The organism is Mesorhizobium sp. CA13 (genome assembly GCF_020165235.1).
Lineage (GTDB): Bacteria > Pseudomonadota > Alphaproteobacteria > Rhizobiales > Rhizobiaceae > Mesorhizobium.
Window position 1 is genome coordinate 516,791 of sequence record NZ_JAIUHS010000002.1, and the last position, 22,135, is coordinate 538,925.

Here is a 22,135-nt window from a genome sequence, read left to right on the forward strand (position 1 = left end):
CTTTCGTTGACACGGCACGCTGCCATGGAGGCTGATATTAAGCCTCATTGAAGAAATATCAACTTTAAAAGGTTGCATTGCAACTTTAATATCGCTCGAACCCTCTGTGCAGTTCCCAATCCGTGATGCGGCGGTCGTATTCGAACTGCTCCCATTTTGCCGTATGCACATAGTGCTCGATCACGTCCTCGCCGAAGGCCTGCTTCAGCATCTTCGATTTGGCCAGCGTGTCGGTGGCGTCTCGCAGCGTCTTCGGGATCTCCGGCAGGCGCGACGCCTGATAGGCGTCCCCGACGAAGGGCTTCTGCAGCTCCAGCTTCTCGTCGATGCCGGCAAGGCCGGCGGCGATCAGCGCCGCGAAGGCGAGATAGGGGTTCAAGTCGGCGCCGCCGATGCGGCATTCCATTCGGATGCCCTTGGTGCCTTCGCCGCACAAGCGGAAGCCGGCGGTGCGGTTGTCTTCGCTCCACATGATCTTGGTCGGCGCGAACGTACCGGCCTGGAAGCGCTTGTACGAATTGATGTAGGGCGCCAGGAACCAGGTGAACTCCTTGGCGTATTTGAGTTGGCCCGCCGCCCATTGCTGGCCGAGGCTCGATAGCGTCCAGTCGGCCTGTCTGTCGAAGAACAGCGGCGTCTTGCCGTCGGCGCTCCACAACGAATTGTGGATGTGGCTGGAATTGCCCGCGAGCCCGTAATTGTACTTGGCCATGAAGGAAATCGCCTTGCCTTCGGATTCGGCGATCTCCTTGGCGCCGTTCTTCAGGATGACGTGGCGATCGGCCATGTCGAGGGCCTCGGCATAGCGCACATTGATCTCTTCCTGACCCGGACCCCACTCGCCCTTCGAATTCTCGATGGGGATGCCTGCCGCTTCCATTTCGTTGCGAAGCCGTCGCATGACGCCTTCTTCCTTGGTGGTGATGCCGATCTGATAGTCGCCGATGTATGGCGAGGCGGTGTCGAGGCCCTGCCAGTGCTTCTTGCGGGCGGAATCGTAGGTCTCGCTGAAGAGGTAGAATTCGAGCTCGGAGGCGAAATAGCCGATATAGCCGCGCTCCGTCAGCCGCTTGACCTGCTTCTTCAGGATGGCGCGCGGGGAATGCGGCAGGTCGTCATGGGTGTGGTGGTCGAGCACGTCGCAGATCACGAGCGCCGTCTTTTCCAGCCACGGAATGCACCGCAGCGTCGCGAGGTCGGGTTTCATGACGAAATCGCCATAGCCCTTCGACCAGCTTGCCGCCTTGTAGCCGGGCACCGGCTCCATATCGATGTCGGCGGCCAGGAGATAGTTGCAGCCATGCGTCTCGTCATGCGCCGAATCGACGAAGTACTGGGCCAGGAACCGTTTTCCCGCCAGCCGTCCCTGCATATCGACGATGCAGGCCAGCACGGTGTCGATCTCCCCACCGGAAACCGCTTTCTTCAACTGATCGAACGAGAAATTTCCGGCCATTCCTTTGGCGCTCCAGTGCTTGTCATTTGAGGCTGTCGATTTCGAAGGTCGAAACCGTGGCCGGCAAGGTGCCGGCCACGGCTGTGAGAGGCTGGCCTCAGTGGCCGGTTTCGCCGACGGCCTGCTCAGCCGCCTTGATCGCCGCCTGGCGCGCCGCGATGATGTCGCCGAGCGGCGGGCCCTGGAAGCGGTTTCTCTCGAAGGCAAACCAGACGATCGCGGTCAGGATGAAGAAGCCGACGGTGATGTAGAGCGCCCAGTCGTTCGGCGGCTGGATGCCGATGACGAAGATCAGGATCATCGACACGATCGACAGGACCGCAAACAGCATGAACACGCCGCGCCCCATGTTCCACGGTCCCATCTTGTCCCACTTCGGCGTGCCCCAGGCCAGCATGCCGAGCACGATCGGTACGGTGAAGGACAGGAACAGGAAGATGACGGTGCAGGAGACCACGATGGTGTAGGCCGAGGTGCCGGCGACCGAAACCAGCGTCGAACCCCAGACGAACAGCACCGACAGGATCGATGCCGTCCAGATCGCCGCCACCGGCGTGCGGTAGGTCGGGCTGACCTTGGCCAGTGCCGAGGAACCCGGCAGGCCGCCATCACGCGAGAAGGCGAAGATCATGCGCGACGCCGATGTGACGGTAGCGAGGCCGCACAGCAGCTGAGCGACGAACACGACGAGGTAGACGAACTCCTTGAGGCCAGGGCTGACGCGTTGGTCGAAGGCCCAGAAGAACACGTTCCAGCCTTGCTTGGCGGCATCGTCCATGTTCGGGATCATCAGCACGAAGGCGGCCAGGAACAGATAGCCGAAGACCGCCGACCAGATCACCGACATGACCATGGCGCGCGGCACCGAACTGGCCGCCTTGATGGTCTCCTCGGACGTATGCGCCGAGGCGTCGTAACCGGTGATGGTGTAGATCGGCAGCAGGAGGCCGAGCGCGAACACCCAGGCGTTCGAAACCGACGGCCAGACGCCGCCTCCGGCATCGCCGGAGTAGTTATGGAAGGTGAACAGCCGGCTGAAATCCCAGGTTTCGGCGGAGAGCAGGCAGACCACCGCGATCAGGATCGAGCCGAAGAAGATGAGGTAGCCCGAGAAGTCGGTGAGCTTGGCCGTCAGCTTGATGCCGAGATGGTTGATCAGCGCCTGGGCGCCGGTGATGATGACCAGAAAGATCATCTGGTTGGTCAGCGTGCCTTCGATACCGAGCGCCGGTCCGAAGGCGCCGATGAAGAAGGTCCAGGTGCCGACATTGATGGCGCCGAGCACGGTGATCAGGCCGAGCAGGTTGAGCCAGGCCGTGACCCAGCCGGTGCCGCGGTTGCCCAGGATCGAGCCCCAATGATAGAGCCCGCCGGCCGTCGGATAGGCCGAGCTGATCTGCGACATGGCGACGGCGAAAGTCAACGAGACGAAGCAGCCGACCAGCCAGCCTATGCCGATGCCGATGCCGCCGGCGCCCGACGTTGCCTGCGCCAGCGAATTGATGCCGCCCGACAGGATGCAGATGATGGAGAAGGAAACGGCGAAGTTCGAAAAGCGGCTGAGGCGCCGCTCCAGTTCCTGGGCGTAGCCCATGCTGTGGAGGACCTTGACGTCCTCCGCCTTGTCAACTTCGGTATATCCAGGTGCTGCCATTTTTAGTCCCCTTGCGTTCTCAGCTGGCCGATTGAACTGACTTTCCCACTGCGTGTTCCCTGGCGCCCCTGGTCTCCTCGGGCTCCAGATCCGAAAAGATGCCTGTGAGCAGATCCGCCCATTTCCGCTGCCCGGTTTCGCCGGAGATTTCATCGTTGCGGATTTCGATCATCGCGCAGGGCAGCCCGCGCGGGCGCGCATGGCGTTCCAGCGTAAAATAGACGCGGTCGGCCGGCGAATAGGGTTCGTTGACGCCGACGGTGATGCCGGCAAGCCGCCGCAGCGCCGATATCAGCGGCGCCGCCAGCCGGCGGTCGTCATCGTGAATGATGCCGATATGCCAGGGCCGGTCGCGGCCTTTGTAGACGGGCGTGAAGGAATGCACCGATACCAGCCGCGTCTCCTGGCCGCGCGCCAGCCTGTCTTCGACAATATGCTCGATGGCGCTATGGAACGGCTGCCATGACAGGGCGACCCGCGCCGCGCGCTGCTTTTCAGACAGGCCGGTGTTGCCCGGTATGGCTGTGGTTTCGCTGACCGGCGGCACCAGGTCCGGCGCGTCAAGCGGCCGGTTGCAGTCGATGACGAGACGCGAGATGCAGGTTTCGACCAGCGTCGCATCGAGCGCCTGCGCCATGCGCAGCGCAACCGGCAGCGCGCCAGGATCCCAGGCGATGTGACGCGACAGGTCCTCGGCGGTGAGACCGAGCGTTCCGAATTCGGCAGGCAGGAAATTGGAGGCGTGGTCGCAGGTGAGCACGAAGGGGCTCGATCCGCCCGGGTTGGTCACCCTTACGGCACCAGACGATGCAAGGCTGGCGGGCCGTGCTTTCTCCATAGTCTGCGGTCCCCGGGGAGCGCTGTATCGTATGTTACGAATTTTGCCTCATTGCGTCCCTATGGATGATTTCATACAGTTTGTCCGGCTTTGTCAAATGCGATTTGGGGAAAACACCGTCGGCCGGGCCAGGGGTGGGAAAAGATGATTTCCAGTATTGCCGAATTGATCGCCGACCGCATCGGCATGATGCCGGCCGGCGAGCGGCGCGCGGCCCAGACGCTGATAGCGAGCTATCCGATGATCGGCCTGAAGACTGTCGCCGAATTCTCGTCCGCGGCCGGCGTGTCCTCGCCCACGATCCTGCGTTTCGTCGCCAGGCTCGGCTTCCAGAACTATCCGGAATTCCAGTCGAGCCTGCAGGACGAACTGGCGGCGCAATTGCAGTCCCCTGCGATCCGCACGCTCAATCCGCCCTTGCCCGGCGGCACGGCGTCGCCGATGCTGGAGGCAACGCTCGACAATATGCGCGAGACGTTCCGGCATCTGTCCGACAAGCAGCTTGCCGACATCGCGTCCCGCCTCGCCGAGCGTCGCGGCAAGACATTCCTGATCGGCGGCCGCTTCACCGACCCGCTGGCGCGCTACATGGCCGCCCACCTCGCCATCATCCAGCCTGACGTCATTCACCTCGCCGGCCAGGAAAGCATGTGGCGCGACAGGCTGATCGACATGGGCAAGCGCGACGTGCTGGTCATTTTCGACATCAGGCGCTACCAGGACAGCCTCATCCGTTTCGCCGAGAAGGCGCATCAGCGTGGCGTGCAGATCGTGCTGTTCACCGACCAGTGGCTGTCGCCGATCGCCCGCTTCGCCCGCCACGTCATCGCCGGGCGAACCGCCGTGCCTTCGGCGTGGGACTCCTCGGCGGCGCTCTTCGTCGTCGCCGAAACGCTGATCGGTGCCGTCACAAGGCAACTCGAGGCCGACGGCGCCCGGCGCATCCGCGAGATGGAAGGCCTGCGTTGATGCAGCCCCGGGATAAGTCTGAAACGATTTCGGCCCGAAACTGGCGTCGGGGCCGCATAGCCAGCGTTGTAATCTCGAAAGTCCGGCTCGAAGCGAACTAAAAAATCAAAACGACACGAATACCGCCAACGTTACGCATATTTAATGTGCGTGGACACTGAAGAATTGTCATAAAGGCACGATATCGGGGGCTTGCTTCTTGCCTTAGAATAGCCCCGCTGCGTCTGCTTATTTCGGGAAACCGGTGGACGGAAGGATTGTTTTGCCAACCGGAGTGCCGATGGCCGCCTGGAAACAGATACTTTTCGCCCTTGTGGTGTTGGTGGTGGCTGCTGCCGCCTGGCTGCGCTTTTTTCCGGGCGCGCCGGACGTGCTGGCGCGCTGGGGAATAGACTGGGCCTACGCGGCAACGCCTCCGGCTGAAAAAACTGGCGCCGGCACGAAATCCGCTGGCGGCGAGCGAGCCCGTCAGGTCAACGTCGTCGTCGTGCCCGCTATTTCCGCGACCATAAACGATCGGCTCCAGGCCATAGGCACCGGCCGCGCCAATGCGTCGGTGACGGTCAATCCCTACTCCTCCGGCCGTCTCGCCGAATTGCTGGTTTCGTCCGGCACCCATGTCGACAAGGGACAGGTCATCGCGACCCTTGATTCCGAGACCGAAGTGATCGCCCAGGACCGTGCCCGGCTCGCGCTTCAGGACGCACAGGCCAAGCTCGACCGGGTCAGGTCGCTACGCGCCTCCAATGCGGCGACACCGGTCGCCGTCGCCGATGCCGAAGTGGTGCTGGCCGGCGCCAAGCTGGCGCTACAGGATGCGGAACTCGCGCTGCACCGCCGGTCTGTTCTCGCGCCGATCTCCGGCACGGTCGGCATCCTGCCGATCTCCGCCGGCAATTATGTGACCAACCAGTCGGCGATCGCCACGCTCGACGACCGGTCCTCGATCCTTGTCGATTTCCTGGTGCCGGAGCGCTTCGCCGCCGCCGTCAAGATCGGCGCGCAATTGTCGGCGACGCCGATCGCCAATCCCGGCAACAGCTATACCGGCACGGTTTCGGCCATCGACAACCACATCGATGAGAACAGCCGTACGCTTCTGGTCAAGGCGACGATCGCCAATCCGGCCGATTCGCTGCGCGCCGGCATGTCGTTCGCCATCACCATGAAATTCCCCGGCGAGACCTACCCCGCCGTCAGCCCGCTGGCGATCCTGTGGGGCTCGGACGGCGCTTACGTGTGGGCGGTCGAGAACGGCAAGGCCAAGCGGGTGCCGGTGCGCATCATCCAGCGCAACACCGAAACCGTGTTGATCGACGCGGAGCTGGACAGTGGCGATATGGTGGTGACCGAAGGCACCCAGAGCGTCAGCGAGGGCGGCGAAGTCCGCATCGCCCGCGGAGAGCAGCGCGCCGCGAACGCGGCCGAAGGCTCATGACCGGAGCCGTCAACACCGCCAGCGAGACCGGCTTTACCGCCCTGTTCATCCGCAGGCCGGTCATGGCCTTGGTGCTGAATGTCCTCATCGCGGTCGCCGGCCTCGCCGCCTTCTACGGCGTCGAGATCCGGGAACTGCCTGATGTCGACCGCGCCGTCGTCACCGTTTCCACGACTTTCGAAGGCGCGGCGGCCGAAACGGTCGATCGCGAACTGACCGACACGATCGAGGGAGCTGTCGCCCGCGTTTCCGGCGTCAAGTCGATCTCGTCGACCTCCTCCTTCGGCTCGAGCCGCGTCACCATCGAATTCAACGACGGCGTCGACCTCAATGTCGGGGCCTCGGATGTGCGCGATGCCGTCGGCCGCGTCGCCAACCAGATGCCGGAGACGGCCGATCCGCCGCGCATCGTCAAGGCCGACGCCAACTCCGACCCCGTGATGCGCCTGGCCGTCACCTCCGACACCATGTCGGTGCAGGACATGACCGTCGTGGTCCAGGACCAGATCGAGGACGAACTGGCCGCCGTTCCAGGCGTTGCCGACGTCCAGGTCTATGGCGACCGCGACAAGATCTTCCGCATCGACGTCGACCAGAACAAGCTCGCCAGCCTGGGTTTCACCGTCGCCGACCTCAGGACCGCCCTTGCCTCGGTCGCCTTCGATTCACCCGCCGGCTCGATCACCACGACCGATCAGGACCTGATCGTTCGCACCACGGCCGATGTGACGACGCCGGAAGAATTCGAGAACATCATCATTGGCGGCACGACGCGCATCCGCGATGTCGCCACTGTCACGCTCGGCCCCGACATCGGCCAAACCACGTTGCGTTCGGACGGCAAGACCGGCATCGGCATCGGCATCATCCGCCAGGCGGAATCGAACACGCTGGACATCTCCACCGGCGTCAAGGCCGCCGTCGAGAAATTGCAGGCAAACCTGCCGCAAGGCATGTCGATCAAGGTCACCAGCGACGACGCGGTGTTCGTCAACGGCGCCGTGCACGAGGTGGAGATCGCGCTCGCGCTTTCCGTCTCCATCGTTCTGGTCGTCATTTATGCCTTTCTTCTCGACTGGCGCGCCACGCTCATTCCGGGCCTGTCGATGCCCGTCGCCATGATCGGCACCATTGCGGCGATCTATCTCGCCGGTTTCTCGATCAACATCCTGACGCTGCTGGCCCTGGTGCTGGCGACGGGGCTTGTCGTCGATGACGCGATCGTCGTCTTGGAAAACATCGTGCGGCGGCGCAATCAAGGCATGGGGCCGCGTGCCGCCGCTGTGCTCGGCGCACAAGAGGTGTTCTTCGCCGTCATCGCCACCACGCTGACCCTGGTCGCCGTCTTCGTGCCGATCTCCTTCCTGCCGGGCCAGACCGGCGGCCTGTTCCGCGAATTCGGCTTCGTGCTCGCCATGTCGGTGCTGTTGTCCTGCGTGGTCGCGCTGACGCTTTGCCCCATGCTTGCCTCGCGCATGCTGTCCACAGCTGCCCTCCACCACGAGGGCGGCAACGGCGTCGGCGCACGCATCGGCGGCGCGCTGAACGCGGCCTACCGGCGCAGCCTGCATGTCTGCCTCGACGCGCCGTGGATTGTGGTGCTGGTGGCGCTGCTGTTCGCCGGCACCGCATTCACGCTGTTCGGCACCATCCGCCAGGAATTGACGCCGACCGAGGATCGCGCGGTCGTGCTGCTTCGCATCAGCGCCCCGCAAGGCGTCAGCCTCGATTACACGACGCAGCAGATGCAGAAGATCGAAAAACTGATCCAGCCGCTGCGTGATTCCGGCGAAATCGTCAGCACTTTCGAGAGCGCCGGCCAGAACGGCGCCTATAATTCAGGCTTCATGGTGATGACGCTGGCGCCCTGGGACGAGCGCAGCCGCAGCCAGCAGGAGATCATGGCCGAGATCAGCCAGCTCACCCGCCAGGTGCCCAGCGTGCGCATCTTCCCTGTGCAGCCCAACAGCCTCGGCATCCGTGGCGCCGGCAACGGCCTGCAGTTCGCGCTGGTCGGCAACGACCGCAAGGCGCTCGGCGACGCGGCCGTCAAGATCATCGCCGAGATGCAGAAGGATCCGCGTTTCCAGACGCCTCGTCTTTCCATCGACCCGACCCAGCCGCAGCTCTCCGTCGCGATCGACCGCGAGCGCGCCTCCGATCTCGGCATCGACATCACCGGGCTGGCCAACACCATGCAGGCCATGCTCGACGGCAACGACGTCGTCGATGTCTACATCGCCGACCGCAGCTACGGGGTGAAGCTGGTTTCGACCACCAACCCGATCAACGATCCGACCGACCTGGAGAACGTCTTCCTGAAGACGGCTGACGGCCGTTTCGTGCCGATGTCGACCATCGCCACGCTGACCGAGCGTGCCGTGCCGCCCTCGCTGTCGCGCGAACAGCAGCAGCCATCGGTGGCGATCACCTCCAACCTCGGCGGCGGTTTCGCGCTCGGCTCGGCCCTTACGCGCGCCGAGGAGATCGCAACGCCGCTTCTGCCGCCGGGCAGCCGCATCGTGCCATTGGCCGAGGCGGCGACGCTGGGTGAGACCAACAGCGCCATGGTCACCATCTTCGGTTTTGCCCTGGTCATCATCCTGCTGGTGCTTGCCGCGCAATTCGAGAGCTTCGTCAGCGCCGTCATCATCATGGCGACAGTGCCGCTCGGCCTCGCCTGCGCCATCTTCGCGCTTCTGCTCTCGGGCACCAGCCTCAACGCCTACAGCCAGATAGGCCTGGTGCTGCTGGTCGGCGTCATGGCCAAGAACGGCATCCTGATCGTCGAATTCGCAAACCAGCTGCGCGATCGCGGACTGGGCGTGCGCGAGGCGATCGAACAGGCCTCGACCATTCGCTTGCGCCCGGTGATGATGACAATGATCTGCACCGTGCTCGGCGGCGTGCCGCTGGTGCTGGCGGCGGGCGCCGGTGCCGAGGCCCGTATCGCGCTCGGCTGGGTGATCGTCGGCGGACTGGGGCTGGCCACCGTCTCGACGCTGTTCCTGACCCCCGTCGCCTATCTCTTGCTCGGCCGCTTCGTCACGCCGAAGACCCACGAGGAGGCGCGGCTGAAGCGCGAACTCGAGGAAGCCGCCTACACGGATGTGGAGCCGGCTGAATAGGGAAATTCCAGGAGTCCGTGTAGCGGGTCCGGAATTTTCGTGGGGAAATAGGCTGCTATTTCAGCAGACGGCCCTCGATCGACCAGCGCGCGGCGAGGAAATTCAGCACCGCCGCCACAACCACCCCGCCGATTTTTGCCGGCCAAACGCCGACGACACCGGCGAACAGCGCGATCGCGAGGCTGGAGACACCGAGCGAAATCAGCGCGCCGAGCGAGGCGAAGCGAAGAAAGGCATGATGCAGCCGGATGGCCGGATCGCGCTCGAACGACCAGAAGCCGTTGGCCGCGAAGGAGAAGGTGACGGCAATGAACCAGGACGCAACGTTGGCGGGCAGCGGCGGCACGTGCAGCTTGAGCAGCAGAAAGAAACCGGCAAGGTCGATGGCCGTGTTCACCAGGCCGACGATGGCGAAGCGGATAATCTTGTTGCCGGTCGAACGCCGGGACTGATCGGCACTCATGCCATGCCGTCCATGATGCCGACACGCGCGTGAGCCAGGCTTGCGCCGAAATGATCGGAGGCGAGAACCGCGAATTCGACTTCGCGCACATCTTGCATCGGGTCGCGTGAACGCAACGTCTCGTCGACATGCCCGGGATGGCACATGAACAGTCCCTCTTCCGGCAGGCTTTCAACGGCGGTTTGCAGACCGGGCGCGAACTTTTCCGGCTGCCGCCAGTCATAGATGCCGGCGAGCGGCGCCCTCACGGTGAAGCCGGCGCGCCGCATGGATCGGTTGAACCCAGTTGCCAGGGCGGCGATCGCCGCAATTTTCGATGCCGCCGCTCCGCTGCCGGCCAGCGCCGGCGCGCCGCGCAGCCACGGTCTGCCGGCATCTCCGGCGAAACACCCCCGCAGCCATTTGCGCACGACAGGCAGGAAATGCACATGCTGGTGGCCGTCGATGAAATCGGGCCGGCGCCCGAGCCCCTCGACGAAGCGGCCAAATTGGGCGTCGAGCTCAGCATGGACGTCGCAGGTCTCGATGCTGCCGCGCAGGATCGGCAATGCCAGCGAGCGGAGCGGCGGCAGCCGGCCTTCCGGCGCCAGGCTCGACGGCCCGGTCACGGCCGGCTGGTCCGTCAAGGTCAGATGCAGGCCGACGGCGACCCGGCCGCACAGCGGCTTGATGCGTTCCGCCTCCCCCGGCCATTCCGCGAAACCGGTCATGCAACCGGTGCCCGTAAGCCGCCCGCGATCGAGCAGGTCGAGGATCGCCGCCGAGACGCCGGGCGCCAGGCCGTAATCGTCGGCGATCAGGCGGATGCCACGCATCATGCCCCGGGAACGCCCGGCGCCGACCTGGCGGGAATATCGCTGCGCACGATATCGCGCACGATGTAAACCGGGCGGTCCTTGCTTTCGCTGAGCGTGACCCAGACATATTCACCGATCAGCCCGAGAAGTGTCAGGTTGAGGCCGCCGAGCAGCACCACGGCGACCAGCAGGCTCGGATAGCCTGGAACGGCAATGCCGTAGAACAGTACCTCGAAGAGCACTTTCGCGCCGTAGACCGCGCCGGCAAACGCCGCAAGCAGTCCGCTGAGGCTGATCAGGCGCAGCGGAATAACCGAAAAGGACGTAAACCCCTCTAGCGAAAAGGCGATCAGGTTGAGCCGGCTCCATTTCGACTTGCCGCTGGCGCGGTTTTCCGGCGAATAGGATATGGCCTTCTGGCGGAAGCCGGCCCAGGCGAACAGGCCCTTGTTGAAGCGCCTTTTGTCGCGCAGGCTGGTCAATGCGCGCGCCACGGTGCCGCGCATGACGCGAAAGTCGCCTGCATTCTCGGGAATATCGAACCGCTGGCTGCTGTTGATCAGGCTGTAGAACAGTTTCGCCAACTGGCTGCGCCGCCAGCTTGCCCCGCGCCGGTCGTTCTGCGCGTAGACGACATCGACGTCCGGATTCTCGGCCAGCTCGACGATCATCTTCAGGCTGGTCTCCAGGGAGTGCTGCAGATCCGCGTCCATGACAAGCACCATGTCGCCCCGCGAGTGGTCGAGGCCGGCGAGCACGGCGACCTCCTTGCCGAAATTGCGGCTGAGGCGCACGATTTCCCAGGATCCCGAAAGCGCCTGCGAAAACCGCCGGGCGCTATCGTCCCGGCTGCCGTCGTCGACCAGGATCTTGTGGACCTGCATGCCGAAGCGGCTCGACACCGCCGCCTCGAGCGCGTCGAGCAATGCCGCGAAAGCCGTTGCCGATTGCGCCTCGTTGAAGAACGGTGCGACGATATCGAGTGTCGGGCGCATCTCAGCCATGGGCGACAGGCTCCGCATTCACCAATTTTTGTCGCGCCTTGGCCCAGAACCACCATATCAGGAAGCAGGCGATGAAAGTGACCGTGATCGGCCGAAACCAGGGATAGAGAAAGTCATGCATGTGGCGCTCGACACCGGTCAAACCTGTCAGGAATAAAGTCATGGACAGCACGCAGGCCAGGACGCCACCTTTTTCTTCGCGCCACAACAGGGCAATGGCAAGGCCGGCGGGCACCGCGATCATTGCATAGGTGTTGGGCTCGACGCGCGGGTTGAAGACGCACATGTAGAAGGCCGCCGTCAGGAAGATGGCGAGTCCGGCCGCTCCTTGTTCGAGCTTGCGGTCGAACCAGAGCACGATCGAGAGCGTCAGCAGGCCGATCACGACGCGCACCGCCGTGGCAACCGAGTCCGGAACGGGCAGCCCCATCTCGATAAAGGGAGCGGTGAAATCGGTCGGAACAAAATGGCTGGTCTTGTCGACGGCCATCGACGTCAGCATGCGGGCGAAATCGCCATACTGCTCGTTCAGGTAGCCGGCGGGAGCGAAAGCGTAGGGTATGGCGAGCACGAACAGCACCGCCAGCACAAGGGCCGGTATCAGCCGCGGGCGCAACGCCCCCACCAACAGCAGCATGATGATCGCGGTCGGCTTGGCCGTGATGGCAAGCGAGGCCCAGAGAAAGGTCTCCGCACGCCGTCCTTCCAGTGCCGACAGGGTCAAGAGCCAGCAGGCGCCGGTCAGCAGGATTGTCGCCTGCCCGTTGCGGATGGCGCCCAGCGTCATCGGCAAAGCGAGGAAGAGGCCGAAGGAAAGCAGCCAGGTCTGCTCCTGTCCGCCCAGCTTGCGCACCTGCCGCGCCGCGGCAAGGGTGAGAACGGCGAAACCGAGGGCATGCCAGGCCAGCCCGCCAAGATGCGGCCCCAGGTTCAAGAACGGAATATAGAGCGCGGCGAAGGCGGGCGTGTAAAGGTATCCCATCTCGGACTCGAGGTCGTAGAGCGGCCGGCCGGCCAGAAACTCCACACTGCCATATCTGTAGGCGTGCAACACGGTGCGCGCGTCGGGCGACCACAGGACCAGGCCAAGCACGACCGCGAACGCCCCGATCCACAGGCTAAGCCCCAGACGGTCGAAAACCGGCTTGGAAATCCTCATCAAGCACCCCACACCAATCCGGAACAGGCCCGGTCCAGCACTGTCCCAGCGTTCATTGGCGGCGGCATATCACGGACAAAGCGGGGTGGCATAGGGGGATCGAACGGCGTGGCCGCCGATGACATTGAACGATCGCAGCCAACAAACCACCTACCTTCCGGCCCTCGAAGGTTATAGCAGCTGCTGGATGGACCGGAATGCAGCTCAACCGCGCCCCCCGCGTTACGGCCGAATGAACACCTTGCCATTGGGCCTGGCCAGTTCCGCCGGCACGCGCGCCATCGCCTCGGCCAGCGGCACCACAGCCGCCACGTCGGTCGTCCAGCGCCCGTCGGAAAAGCGCTTCTGCGCCTCGAGGATCGCAGGACCGCGGCGATCCTTATGCTGCCGCATCCATTCGCTCAGCCAGAAGCCCTCTATGTGCTTGTGCTGGAAAATCAGCTGGCCGGGTTCGCGGATGACCGTGGCCTCGGGGTCGAGCCGTCCATAGATGATCCAACGCGAGCGTTTCGGCATGGCGTTGAAGATGGCCGAGGCCAGTGGCCCGGTTACCGCATCGAGGAAGATGCGCGGCTGTTCGGCCTTTATCACCTCGCGCAGCGAGGCTTCGAAATCGGGCGACTTCTCGTTGAGTACATGGGCGGCGCCGATTTCCTTCAGCAGCGCGATCTGCTCGTCGCGGCGCACGGTGACGACAGGCCGGAATCCTTCCTCCCTGGCCAGCCCGATGATCAGCTTGCAGAGCTGGCTGGCGCCCGCGGTCATGACGAAGGCCCTTTCGCCCTCTCGGCTGACGATGTCGAACATCGCGATCGCGGTGAGCGGATTGACGATCATGGCAGCCCCATCCTCGTCGCGCAGGGTGTCGAGGAGCGGAATGCAGGCGGCGGCTTCGGCAACGGCATAATCGGCCCATGAGCCCCAATTGGAGAGCCCGGTGGCAAAGGCAACGCGCTTGCCGACGAGGCTCTTGGGGTAGGGCTCGTTGCCGCCAGCAACGACCGCGCCGACGCCTTCGAAGCCGGCCGGCCGGCCCTTGACCCGCGGCTGGCCGTACTGGCCCTTGATGAAGGCGACATCGGACGGATTGATCGACGCAAGGCTGACCTTGATCAGCACTTGCGTCGGCCCAGGCGCCGGCACTGCGATACTGCCTGGCTGGAGATAAGGCTCCATCGCCTCCAGCGCGCTGCCGCTCGGCGTCCTGCTATAGCCGTCGCCGACCAGCAGCAGCGCCTTCATCTCGGACGGGATGCTCATCGGCTGTCTCCTTGACCGGGCGGCCTCAGACCTTCTCCTGCGTGTATTTCTTCAGCTCCGCCCGCGCCACCTGGCGGCGATGCACGGCATCCGGCCCGTCGGCGAGGCGCAGGGTTCTCAGATGCGTCCACGAGCGCGCCAGCGGCGTGTCCTGGCTGATTCCTTGCGCGCCGAACATCTGTACCGCCTCATCGGTGACCTTCAGCGCCACGCGTGGCGCGACCACCTTGATCTGGCTGATCCAGGGTGCGGCGGCGCGCGCGTCGCCCTGGTCGATCATCCACGCCGCCTTGAGGCAGAGCAGGCGGGCCATCTCGATCTCCATCCGGCATTCGGCGATGATGTCGAAATTGGCGCCCAGCTTCGCCAGTGGCTGGCCGAACGCCTCGCGGCAGACCGAACGCTGGCACAGCAACTCCAGCGCCATCTCGGCCTGGCCGATGGCCCGCATGCAGTGATGGATGCGGCCGGGGCCGAGGCGGCCTTGCGCGATCTCGAAACCCCTGCCCTCGCCGAGGATCAGGTTCGACGCCGGCACCAGCACATTGTCGAAGCGAAGATGCATATGGCCATGCGGCGCGTCGTCGTCGCCATAGACCTGCATCGGACGGAGCTTGCTGACACCCCTGGTGTCCGCCGGCACAAGGATCATCGAATGCCGACTGTGCTTCGGCTCTCCATCGGAGGTCTTCACCATGACGATATAGATGGCGCAGCGTGGATCGCCGGCACCCGAGGCCCACCATTTCTCGCCGTTCAGCACATAGCTGTCGCCGCGCCGTTCGCAGCGCATCGAAATGTTAGTAGCGTCCGACGAGGCGACGTCCGGCTCGGTCATCAGATAGGCCGAGCGGATCTTTCCATCGAGAAGCGGCTCCAGCCAAGCCTTCTTGTGCTCCGCCGAGCCGTAGCGCTCCAGCACCTCCATGTTGCCGGTGTCGGGCGCCGAGCAGTTGAAGGTCTCGGCGCCGAGATGCGCCTTGCCCATCTCCTCGGCCAGATAGGCGTATTCGACGGTGGAAAGGCCATAGCCGCGTTCCGAGCCGGTCAGCCAGAAATTCCACAGGCCGCGCTCCCGTGCGGTCTTCTTCAGCCCTTCGAGGATCTCGGTCTGGCGCCGCGTGTATGTCCAGCGGTCGCCCGCCTTGCCGACTTCACCGAGGAATTCCTTGTCGAGCGGCATGATCTCGTCGCGCACCATGGCCGCGACGCGCGCGTGGATCGGCTTCAGCCGCTCCGTCATGCCGAGATTCATCTCCGTCATCGGTCGCTAACCCTTCATTCAGGCCGGGCATTTTGTCAGTGGCAAGGATGACCGTACTTCGGATAGCCTTGTCAACGCGAACGCTTTCCCCGATCCGCCGATGAAAGGCGCAGGAGTTCGATGAGCTATCTCGACGATCTTTTTTCGGTGGCCGGCAAGACCGCGCTGGTCACGGGCGCGGCGACCGGCATCGGCCGCATGGCGGCGACGGGCCTCGTCAAGGCCGGCGCAACGGTGATGATCGCCTCGCGCAAGGGCGAGGACTGCATCAAAGTCGCCGAGGACTTGAACGGGCTTGGCGCGCCGGGCCGGGCGGAAGGCTTTGCCGGAGACGTTTCCAGCGAGGCCGGCATTGCCGCCTTGGTCGGCGAGGTCAAGGCGCGAGCCGACCGGCTGCATATCCTTGTCAACAATGCCGGCGTGTCCTGGGGAGCGCCGTTGGAGAGCTTCCCCTATCATGCCTGGGCCAAGGTGTTCGGCGTCAACGTCACCGCCGTCTTCCACCTGACCCGCGAATTGCTGCCGCTGCTCGAAGCCGCGGCCAGCGACGAGGATCCGGCCCGGGTCATCAATCTGGGCTCGGTGATGGGCACGCAGCCGCTGGCCGACGACGCCTATTCCTACACCGCCTCCAAGGCGGCCGTTCATCATCTGACGCGCACCCTGGCGCTGGAATTCGCCGGCCGCCGCATCACCGTGAACGCCTTTGCCCCTGGCCCCTTCCAGAGCCGGATGACGGCATTTGCCACCGCCACGGAGGAACAGGCCAGGCATGTCGGCAGCCACGTTCCGATCGGCCGGATCGGCGCCCCGGATGACATTGCCGGCGCAACGCTCTATTTGTGCAGCCGTGCAGGCAGCTATGTCACCGGCGCCATCCTGCCCATTGACGGCGGACAGTCGGTGCAGCATGGGCTGACTCTGTTCAAGGAATGACATTTCCGGCCGGGGAAGCCGGGAATGAAACTGGAGGACATCCGCGTGGAACCGATCAGTCTCGATGTGCTTCTGGCCAGCGTCGGCAAGGAGGTGGGCGTGTCGCCATGGCGGGTGGTCACGCAGCGCATGATCGACCAGTTCGCCGACGCGACCGACGATCACCAGTTCATTCATTGCGATCCCGAGCGGGCCAAGCGCGAGACGCCGTTCGGCGGCACCATCGCGCATGGCTTCCTGTCGCTGTCGCTGCTGTCGGCAATGACCTTCGAGACCATGCCGCCGCTGGAAAACGGCAAGATGGGCGTCAACCACGGCTTCGATTCGCTGCGATTCCTGGCGCCGGTAAAGACCGGCGCGCGCATCCGCACCCGTTTCGTGCTGGCCGACGTCAAGGTCAGACCCTCGGGTTGGGTGCAGACCGCGCATGACGTGACCATCGAGATCGAGGGCTCGAAGAAACCGGCGTTGACCGCGCGCTGGCTGACGCTGACCCTGATCGAACGCCAGCCCGAGACCGCATGAGGGACCCGAACGCGCTCGACCAGGCAGCGCTTTCGCCCTATCTCGAGGCGCGGATCCCCGGTTTTGCCGGGCTTTCCTCGATCGAAAAATTCAAATCCGGCCAATCCAACCCGACCTATCTGTTGACGGCGGCCGGCGGCCGCTACGTGCTGCGCGCCAAGCCGCCGGGGCAGTTGCTGAAATCGGCACACCAGGTCGACCGTGAATTCAGGGTGATGAGCGCGCTTTCAGGCACCGCCGTGCCGGTGCCACGGATGCTGCATCTCTCGGCCGAGAACTCGCCGATCGGCCGCATGTTCTACGTCATGGATTTCATCGACGGCCGCATCTTTTGGGATCCGGCCCTGCCGGAAGCGCGCGACAATGACGAGCGCGCCGCGATCTACGATGCCATGAACGCCACACTCTCCGCCTTGCACGACGTCGATATCGAGGCCGTGGGTCTCGGCGATTTCGGCCGGCCCGGCAATTATTTCGCGCGCCAGCTGGCGCGCTGGACCAGCCAGTACCGCGCCTCGGAAACCGGTGCCATTGCCGATATGGACCGGCTGATCGACTGGCTGGAGACGCACATGCCCGCCGACGATGGCCGTGTCTCGCTGGTGCATGGCGACTACCGGCTGGACAATCTGATATTCGCGCCGGACCGGCCAAAGGTGCTGGCGGTGCTCGACTGGGAACTATCGACATCAGGTCACCCATTTGCCGATATCGCCTACCAGTGCATGCAATGGCGCCTGCCGCATAGCTCGGGCTTTCGCGGCTTGGGGGGTATCGACCGCGCCGCGCTCGGCCTGCCCTTGGAAGAAGACTATGTCGCCACCTATTGCCGGCGGCGCGGGCTCACCGGCATCGGCGACTGGACGTTCTTCCTCGCTTTCTCCTTCTTCCGGCTGGCCGCGATCTGCCAGGGCGTCTACAGGCGCGCGCTGGACGGCAACGCCTCCAATCCGGAAAAGGCCAGGACCTATGGCGAGGCGGTGAAGCTGCTGTCGCATCTCGCAGTGAAACTGATCGACCGAAACTGATCGACAAGGAGTGATCGATGGGCCGCTTCGACGGAAAAACGGTGTTGATCACGGGTGCCGCGGGCGGGCTTGGCCGCGGCGCCGCCAAAGGTTTTGCCGCCGAAGGCGCGCGGCTGGTTCTCTCCGACCTGGATGAAGTAACCTTGAGGAGCTTTGCCGAAACGCTCGATGCCGAGACGGCGATCCTGGCCGGCAACATCGCCGACGAGGCGCTGTCTCAGGCGCTGGTGGCGCTGGCGGTTGAAAGATTCGGCCGGCTGGATGTCGCGGTCAACAATGCCGGCATCGTGCAGAGTTTCGTGCGCTTGCCGCAGGTCGCCTCGGAGGAGGCGCGCCGCGTGATCGAAATCGACCTGCTCGGCGTCTTCTATGCCATGAAGCACCAGATCCCGCAGATGGAGCGGCAGTTCAAGGCGGACGGCAAGGGCGGCGCCATCGTCAACACCGCCTCCGCCGCCGGACTGGGTGGCGCGCCTAAGCTTTCGATCTATGCTGCCGCCAAGCACGGCGTGGTCGGGCTGACCCGGTCGGCGGCAATTGAATACGCCAGCAAGGGCCTGCGCATAAACGCGGTCTGTCCGGCGCACACGAGAACGGCGATGGTCGACAGTTTCGTGCGCGTCTCCGGCGCGCCGGAGGCCGACGCCCTGGCCGAACTGACGCGCGGCGTGCCGATGAGGAGGGTGGCCGAAGTGGATGAGATCACCACCGTCATCCTGTTCGCGGCCGATCCCGCCAACTCCTTCATGACCGGCCACGCGCTGGCAGTCGACGGCGGCGTCGGTGCGATCTGACGCCTTGCCGCTTGGGAACCTGCCGCGCTCTTGTCCGTTTCCGTACAGCGTATATAATTCAGTTGGCCCCCAACCAGCAGAGGCAGGCGACATTGCCGGTGAGTGCCCAGACACGCCGAGAGAAACAAAAGGCCGAACAGCGTTCCGAACTTGTCGAGGCCGCGCACAAGCTCGTGCAGGAGGAAGGCTATGAGGGGCTGACCATCCGCAAACTGGCCAAGCGCGTCGGCTACGCGCCGATGTCGGTCTATTCCTATTTCGCCGACAAGCAGGACATATTGTTCGCGCTGGCCGAGGATGCGTTCGAGACGCTTGCCCGGCGCATCGAGGAGCATCCTTCCGACGATCCGATCGAGGCGCTGCAAGCGGTGATGACGGAATACGCCGCGTTCGGGCTTGGCAATCCCAATGAATACCGCACCGTCTTCATGACCGAAAAGACCAAGCTGCCGGCAGGCCGGAGCTACGAGGACATGGAAGAAAGCAACCCGGCGATGAAGGTGCTGATCAGCAGGGTCGAGGCCTGCGTCGCCGCGGGGAAGTTGCAGGGCGATCCGCGCGCCATCGCCACCATGCTGTGGGCGGTCGGCCACGGCACCATTTCGCTGCTGATCACCTTCCCCTTTTACCCCTTCGGTGATCCGCAGGCTTTCGTGAAACGGATGTGCGATTTCACTCTTGCCACGCTCAGCACGCAGAACGTGCCCCCGCTGACCGAGACACCGGTCAACTGCTGATCGATATCTCCTTGCGTTTCCACGCTTCATCGCCGCTCCGCGTTTAACGTGCCAAGCGGGGCGGATTTTCTTGGTTAACAAAAAATTTCCGTACGCGTACGATTCTGGCTTGAACTTCGCGATCGGTGGGCGTATTTGTACGGAATACCGTACATGTACGAAAATAAATCGCCCATCGAACCCGGAGACCGACAATGAAAAAGACCCTCCTCACCCTCGCCGCCGTGCTGGCACTTTCGGGCTCGGCCTTTGCGGCCAACACGACCCACCCGGTCAAGCACGTGCACGCCGCGACCTGCGTCGACACCAGGACCAATGTGAAGCTCGATTGCGCCTCGACCGGCTCGGTCGAGAAGAAGGCTTCCACGGAAAACACGGCTGAAGGCAAGGGCCCGCGGCTCGGCATCAGCATCAATCCCTGGATCGTGCCGAGCGCGTTCTGAGATTGCGGGAATCGCGTCCGGCCGGCAAAAAGCCGGCCAGAACGTTCTCAGGCGATCGTGACCGGCAGCCTGGCCGACGAACTCTCGAAGGCCGCGTCGATCAGCCTCTGCATGTCGGCGGCGCGACGGAAGGATGGATCGCCGTTCCTTCCCGTATCGAGCGCTTCGGCAAAACGCAGCGCGTTGCGCTTGACGTCCGGCGGCGCCAGAGTCCGCCAACGCGGCTGATCGATGTCCACGCCCAGGCAGGCCGACAGGTGCGAAACCTTGCCGTCGGTCTCGACCTTGATGGCGCCCCTGGTGCCATGCATGGCCAGCGACAGGTCGTTGGTGTGGCCAGTCATGTAGCGGCTGGCGACGATCGTGGCCAGCGCTCCGGATTTGAACCGCGCCGTCATCGCGACACTGTCGTTGGCATCAAGCACATAATCGCCGATCCGATCGCCTTCGGCCTTGGGAAACGTCACCAGATCGGCGTGCAGGGTGGCGATGTCCTGGTCGGCGCCATAGCTTGCGAAATCCAGAATGTGGATACCGACATCGCCGAGCACGCCCGTCGAGCCGTGCCGGTTGGACAGGCGCCAAAGCCATTTGTCCTCGACCCGCCAGTCGCCCCATGACTTGCTGACCAACCAGCTCTGTTTGTAACTCGCCTCGGCATGCCGCAATGCGCCGATCTCGCCGGCCTGCACCATGCGTCGCGCTTCGTGAATCGCCGGTGAGTTGCGGTAGGTTAGGTTGACCATGTTGACGACCCCGGCCGCCTCGGCCGCTTCCGTCATTGCGAGCGCATCGGCATGGTTCGGCGCCAGCGGCTTTTCGCAAAAGACATGTTTTCCCCGGGCAAGCAGCGCCAGCGTCGTGGCCTTGTGCACGCCGTCCGGCGTCGCGTTGATGGCGGCGTCGAACGCGCCCCAGCCGATCGCTGCCTCCAGGCTCTCGAAAGAGTGGCTGATCTGGTTGGCGGCGGCGAACATCGCCGCGCGACCCGGCACCTGGTCGACGCAGGCGACGATCGTGCAGCCAGGAATCCCGGCGAACTCCTCGACGTGATGTCCGGCAATGCCACCGGTACCGAGCAGAAGGAGGCGGTGCGCCATCAACTCAGCCCTTAGCTCAAGCCCTTGTCGCCGTCGGCATGCAGGCGCAAGCCTTTCTGGACGATCTTCTCCTTGGCCTGGTCTGTCGGCACGTTCGGCGCGTTGGTGATACCGGACCATGCGGGTGCGGGATTGTGCGCCCAATGCACGGCGTTGCGCAGCACCTGCTGCACGCCTTCATTGTGGTAGATCGGGTAGGTCTCGTGGCCGGGCGAGAAATAGAAGATCCGTCCGGCGCCGCGCTGATAGGTCAGCCCCGACCGGAAGACTTCGCCGCCTTCGTACCAGGAGACGAACACCGTCTCCAGCGGCTCCGGCACCGCGAAGGGCTCGCCATACATCTCCGTCTCGCCGATCTCCAGGCACTCGCCGATGCCCTGCGCGATCGGATGGCCGCGGTTGATGGCCCAGACGCGCTCGCGCTCGCCCGCCTCGCGCCATTTCAGCGAACAAGGCGTGCCCATCAACCGCTTGAAGATCTTCGAGTAGTGTCCGGAATGGAGCACGATCAGACCCATGCCTTCCCAGACCCGTTTCTGCACGCGCTCGACGATCTCGTCCTTGACCTCGCCATGGGCGGCATGGCCCCACCAGAGCAGGACATCTGTGGCAGCCAGCCGGCCTTCGCTCAAGCCGTGCTCCGGTTCCTGCAAGGTGGCGGTGGTCGCTTCGATGCCCTTGTCCTGGTTGAGCGCGGCTGCAATGGTTCCATGCATGCCCAGGGGATAGAGGCCGCGCACGGCGGCATTGGTCTGCTCGTGGACGTTCTCGCCCCAGACGACGGCTTTTACCGGCATTTTACGATCTCTCAAAGCGCTTTGAATATCTCACCTGGCGTTGTCTTGGGAAGATGGCTCTCAACCGAAACTGGGGAAATCAGCGGCGCTTGCGTCCGGGAACGGTCTTGGCTTTGCCGGGTCTTGCGGGGGCGCCAGGGATAGCCGTCCCGGTGATAGACACCGGATCGCTGGCCGGGAACGTGTCCTCGAGGCCTTCCTCGAGTTCCTCTTCGGCGTCGGCACCGTGATGCCGCTCATGCTCCAGGGAGCGCACGGCCGAGCTTTTGCCGGGCGACTTCGGCGTGGACTTCGATGGCATCGGCATTCTCCCTCGACCTGTTGCCGCGAACGGACGCGGGCGGC

The 22,135-nt window shown here is 64.2% G+C and carries 21 protein-coding genes; 9 read left to right on the forward strand and 12 right to left on the reverse strand.

The genetic code is table 11. The annotated features are described in order from the left end of the window. Positions 1–85: 85 nt before the first annotated feature. From LB566_RS08075 to LB566_RS08085, 3 genes are all read right to left on the reverse strand, one after another. A complete protein-coding gene (locus tag LB566_RS08075; RefSeq protein WP_224623984.1) occupies positions 86–1,456 on the reverse strand; it encodes a glutamine synthetase family protein in 1,371 nt (456 codons plus the stop codon). Between the two features lie 97 nt (positions 1,457–1,553). After that, positions 1,554–3,110: an amino acid permease gene (locus LB566_RS08080; protein ID WP_224623985.1), complete on the reverse strand. Its 1,557-nt coding sequence runs from the start codon at positions 3,108–3,110 to the stop codon at positions 1,554–1,556. Positions 3,111–3,129: 19 nt separating this feature from the next. Continuing rightward, positions 3,130–3,948, reverse strand: coding sequence for an N-formylglutamate amidohydrolase (locus LB566_RS08085; RefSeq protein ID WP_224623986.1), 819 nt, complete (start codon positions 3,946–3,948; stop codon positions 3,130–3,132). 144 nt (positions 3,949–4,092) lie between these two features. On the opposite strand from LB566_RS08085, the gene LB566_RS08090 reads away from it, so the two are divergent. The 3 genes from LB566_RS08090 (at position 4,093) to LB566_RS08100 (ending at position 9,483) form a co-directional block, all read left to right on the forward strand. Continuing rightward, on the forward strand, positions 4,093–4,917 hold the full coding sequence (locus LB566_RS08090) for a MurR/RpiR family transcriptional regulator (protein WP_224623987.1): 825 nt from the start codon (positions 4,093–4,095) through the stop codon (positions 4,915–4,917). Between the two features lie 280 nt (positions 4,918–5,197). Next, the gene (locus LB566_RS08095; protein ID WP_224623988.1) at positions 5,198–6,355 is read left to right on the forward strand and encodes an efflux RND transporter periplasmic adaptor subunit; all 1,158 of its coding nucleotides are present in this window, start codon (positions 5,198–5,200) and stop codon (positions 6,353–6,355) included. After that, entirely contained in the window at positions 6,352–9,483 is a 3,132-nt protein-coding gene (locus LB566_RS08100; RefSeq protein WP_224623989.1) for an efflux RND transporter permease subunit, read from the forward strand. Before LB566_RS08095 ends, LB566_RS08100 begins: the two co-directional genes overlap by 4 nt. A gap of 55 nt (positions 9,484–9,538) precedes the next feature. On the opposite strand, the gene LB566_RS08105 is transcribed toward LB566_RS08100, so the two are convergent. The 6 genes from LB566_RS08105 to LB566_RS08130 form a co-directional block, all read right to left on the reverse strand. Further along, positions 9,539–9,946, reverse strand: a complete 408-nt coding sequence (locus LB566_RS08105; RefSeq protein ID WP_140496314.1) for a GtrA family protein — start codon at positions 9,944–9,946, stop codon at positions 9,539–9,541. Beyond that, positions 9,943–10,764, reverse strand: a complete 822-nt coding sequence (locus LB566_RS08110; protein ID WP_224623990.1) for a ChbG/HpnK family deacetylase — start codon at positions 10,762–10,764, stop codon at positions 9,943–9,945. Before LB566_RS08110 ends, LB566_RS08105 begins: the two co-directional genes overlap by 4 nt. Continuing rightward, the gene (locus LB566_RS08115) at positions 10,761–11,747 is read right to left on the reverse strand and encodes a glycosyltransferase family 2 protein (RefSeq protein ID WP_140549574.1); all 987 of its coding nucleotides are present in this window, start codon (positions 11,745–11,747) and stop codon (positions 10,761–10,763) included. The genes LB566_RS08110 and LB566_RS08115 overlap by 4 nt, the downstream gene beginning before the upstream one ends. Continuing rightward, the gene (locus tag LB566_RS08120) at positions 11,740–12,906 is read right to left on the reverse strand and encodes a glycosyltransferase family 87 protein (protein ID WP_224623991.1); all 1,167 of its coding nucleotides are present in this window, start codon (positions 12,904–12,906) and stop codon (positions 11,740–11,742) included. Before LB566_RS08120 ends, LB566_RS08115 begins: the two co-directional genes overlap by 8 nt. 222 nt (positions 12,907–13,128) lie before the next feature. Then, positions 13,129–14,166, reverse strand: coding sequence for a zinc-binding dehydrogenase (locus LB566_RS08125; protein WP_224623992.1), 1,038 nt, complete (start codon positions 14,164–14,166; stop codon positions 13,129–13,131). A 25-nt stretch (positions 14,167–14,191) separates the two neighbouring features. Beyond that, positions 14,192–15,430 (reverse strand): acyl-CoA dehydrogenase family protein, encoded by a 1,239-nt coding sequence (locus LB566_RS08130; protein WP_224623993.1) that lies wholly within the window; start codon positions 15,428–15,430, stop codon positions 14,192–14,194. A 120-nt stretch (positions 15,431–15,550) separates the two neighbouring features. Between LB566_RS08130 and LB566_RS08135 the strand changes: the two genes are divergently transcribed. The 6 genes from LB566_RS08135 to LB566_RS08160 all read left to right on the forward strand — a co-directional run bounded on the left by LB566_RS08135 (position 15,551) and on the right by LB566_RS08160 (position 19,893). Continuing rightward, positions 15,551–16,366 (forward strand): SDR family oxidoreductase, encoded by an 816-nt coding sequence (locus LB566_RS08135; RefSeq protein ID WP_224623994.1) that lies wholly within the window; start codon positions 15,551–15,553, stop codon positions 16,364–16,366. A 24-nt stretch (positions 16,367–16,390) separates the two neighbouring features. Beyond that, on the forward strand, positions 16,391–16,891 hold the full coding sequence (locus tag LB566_RS08140) for a MaoC family dehydratase (protein ID WP_263483366.1): 501 nt from the start codon (positions 16,391–16,393) through the stop codon (positions 16,889–16,891). Continuing rightward, positions 16,888–17,919: a phosphotransferase family protein gene (locus LB566_RS08145; RefSeq protein WP_224623995.1), complete on the forward strand. Its 1,032-nt coding sequence runs from the start codon at positions 16,888–16,890 to the stop codon at positions 17,917–17,919. The genes LB566_RS08140 and LB566_RS08145 overlap by 4 nt, the downstream gene beginning before the upstream one ends. Positions 17,920–17,936: 17 nt before the next feature. Beyond that, positions 17,937–18,713, forward strand: a complete 777-nt coding sequence (locus LB566_RS08150) for an SDR family oxidoreductase (protein ID WP_224623996.1) — start codon at positions 17,937–17,939, stop codon at positions 18,711–18,713. 92 nt (positions 18,714–18,805) lie between these two features. Beyond that, positions 18,806–19,450: a TetR/AcrR family transcriptional regulator gene (locus LB566_RS08155; RefSeq protein WP_140496323.1), complete on the forward strand. Its 645-nt coding sequence runs from the start codon at positions 18,806–18,808 to the stop codon at positions 19,448–19,450. A 194-nt stretch (positions 19,451–19,644) separates the two neighbouring features. Further along, the gene (locus LB566_RS08160; RefSeq protein WP_224623997.1) at positions 19,645–19,893 is read left to right on the forward strand and encodes a DUF680 domain-containing protein; all 249 of its coding nucleotides are present in this window, start codon (positions 19,645–19,647) and stop codon (positions 19,891–19,893) included. A 47-nt stretch (positions 19,894–19,940) separates the two neighbouring features. Here the strand turns inward: LB566_RS08160 and LB566_RS08165 are convergent, their stop codons facing one another. The 3 genes from LB566_RS08165 to LB566_RS08175 all read right to left on the reverse strand — a co-directional run bounded on the left by LB566_RS08165 (position 19,941) and on the right by LB566_RS08175 (position 22,091). Then, positions 19,941–20,993, reverse strand: a complete 1,053-nt coding sequence (locus tag LB566_RS08165) for a Gfo/Idh/MocA family protein (RefSeq protein WP_224623998.1) — start codon at positions 20,991–20,993, stop codon at positions 19,941–19,943. An 11-nt stretch (positions 20,994–21,004) separates the two neighbouring features. Continuing rightward, complete coding sequence (locus LB566_RS08170; protein WP_224623999.1) at positions 21,005–21,790, reverse strand: ThuA domain-containing protein; 786 nt, start codon at positions 21,788–21,790, stop codon at positions 21,005–21,007. 79 nt (positions 21,791–21,869) lie between these two features. Continuing rightward, entirely contained in the window at positions 21,870–22,091 is a 222-nt protein-coding gene (locus LB566_RS08175; protein WP_140549563.1) for a hypothetical protein, read from the reverse strand. Positions 22,092–22,135: the final 44 nt, after the last annotated feature.

Bases quoted from the DNA above. Each gene is read 5' to 3' on its own strand.
- LB566_RS08170 (WP_224623999.1), bottom strand. From the start codon at position 21,790: ATGCCGGTAAAAGCCGTCGTCTGGGGCGAGAACGTCCACGAGCAGACC.
- LB566_RS08110 (WP_224623990.1), bottom strand. From the start codon at position 10,764: ATGATGCGTGGCATCCGCCTGATCGCCGACGATTACGGCCTGGCGCCC.
- LB566_RS08140 (WP_263483366.1), top strand. From the start codon at position 16,391: ATGAAACTGGAGGACATCCGCGTGGAACCGATCAGTCTCGATGTGCTT.
- LB566_RS08160 (WP_224623997.1), top strand. From the start codon at position 19,645: ATGAAAAAGACCCTCCTCACCCTCGCCGCCGTGCTGGCACTTTCGGGC.
- LB566_RS08115 (WP_140549574.1), bottom strand. From the start codon at position 11,747: ATGGCTGAGATGCGCCCGACACTCGATATCGTCGCACCGTTCTTCAAC.
- LB566_RS08125 (WP_224623992.1), bottom strand. From the start codon at position 14,166: ATGAGCATCCCGTCCGAGATGAAGGCGCTGCTGCTGGTCGGCGACGGC.
- LB566_RS08175 (WP_140549563.1), bottom strand. From the start codon at position 22,091: ATGCCATCGAAGTCCACGCCGAAGTCGCCCGGCAAAAGCTCGGCCGTG.
- LB566_RS08165 (WP_224623998.1), bottom strand. From the start codon at position 20,993: ATGGCGCACCGCCTCCTTCTGCTCGGTACCGGTGGCATTGCCGGACAT.
- LB566_RS08120 (WP_224623991.1), bottom strand. From the start codon at position 12,906: ATGAGGATTTCCAAGCCGGTTTTCGACCGTCTGGGGCTTAGCCTGTGG.
- LB566_RS08075 (WP_224623984.1), bottom strand. From the start codon at position 1,456: ATGGCCGGAAATTTCTCGTTCGATCAGTTGAAGAAAGCGGTTTCCGGT.
- LB566_RS08090 (WP_224623987.1), top strand. From the start codon at position 4,093: ATGATTTCCAGTATTGCCGAATTGATCGCCGACCGCATCGGCATGATG.
- LB566_RS08085 (WP_224623986.1), bottom strand. From the start codon at position 3,948: ATGGAGAAAGCACGGCCCGCCAGCCTTGCATCGTCTGGTGCCGTAAGG.
- LB566_RS08100 (WP_224623989.1), top strand. From the start codon at position 6,352: ATGACCGGAGCCGTCAACACCGCCAGCGAGACCGGCTTTACCGCCCTG.
- LB566_RS08145 (WP_224623995.1), top strand. From the start codon at position 16,888: ATGAGGGACCCGAACGCGCTCGACCAGGCAGCGCTTTCGCCCTATCTC.
- LB566_RS08105 (WP_140496314.1), bottom strand. From the start codon at position 9,946: ATGAGTGCCGATCAGTCCCGGCGTTCGACCGGCAACAAGATTATCCGC.
- LB566_RS08130 (WP_224623993.1), bottom strand. From the start codon at position 15,430: ATGACGGAGATGAATCTCGGCATGACGGAGCGGCTGAAGCCGATCCAC.
- LB566_RS08150 (WP_224623996.1), top strand. From the start codon at position 17,937: ATGGGCCGCTTCGACGGAAAAACGGTGTTGATCACGGGTGCCGCGGGC.
- LB566_RS08080 (WP_224623985.1), bottom strand. From the start codon at position 3,110: ATGGCAGCACCTGGATATACCGAAGTTGACAAGGCGGAGGACGTCAAG.
- LB566_RS08095 (WP_224623988.1), top strand. From the start codon at position 5,198: ATGGCCGCCTGGAAACAGATACTTTTCGCCCTTGTGGTGTTGGTGGTG.
- LB566_RS08135 (WP_224623994.1), top strand. From the start codon at position 15,551: ATGAGCTATCTCGACGATCTTTTTTCGGTGGCCGGCAAGACCGCGCTG.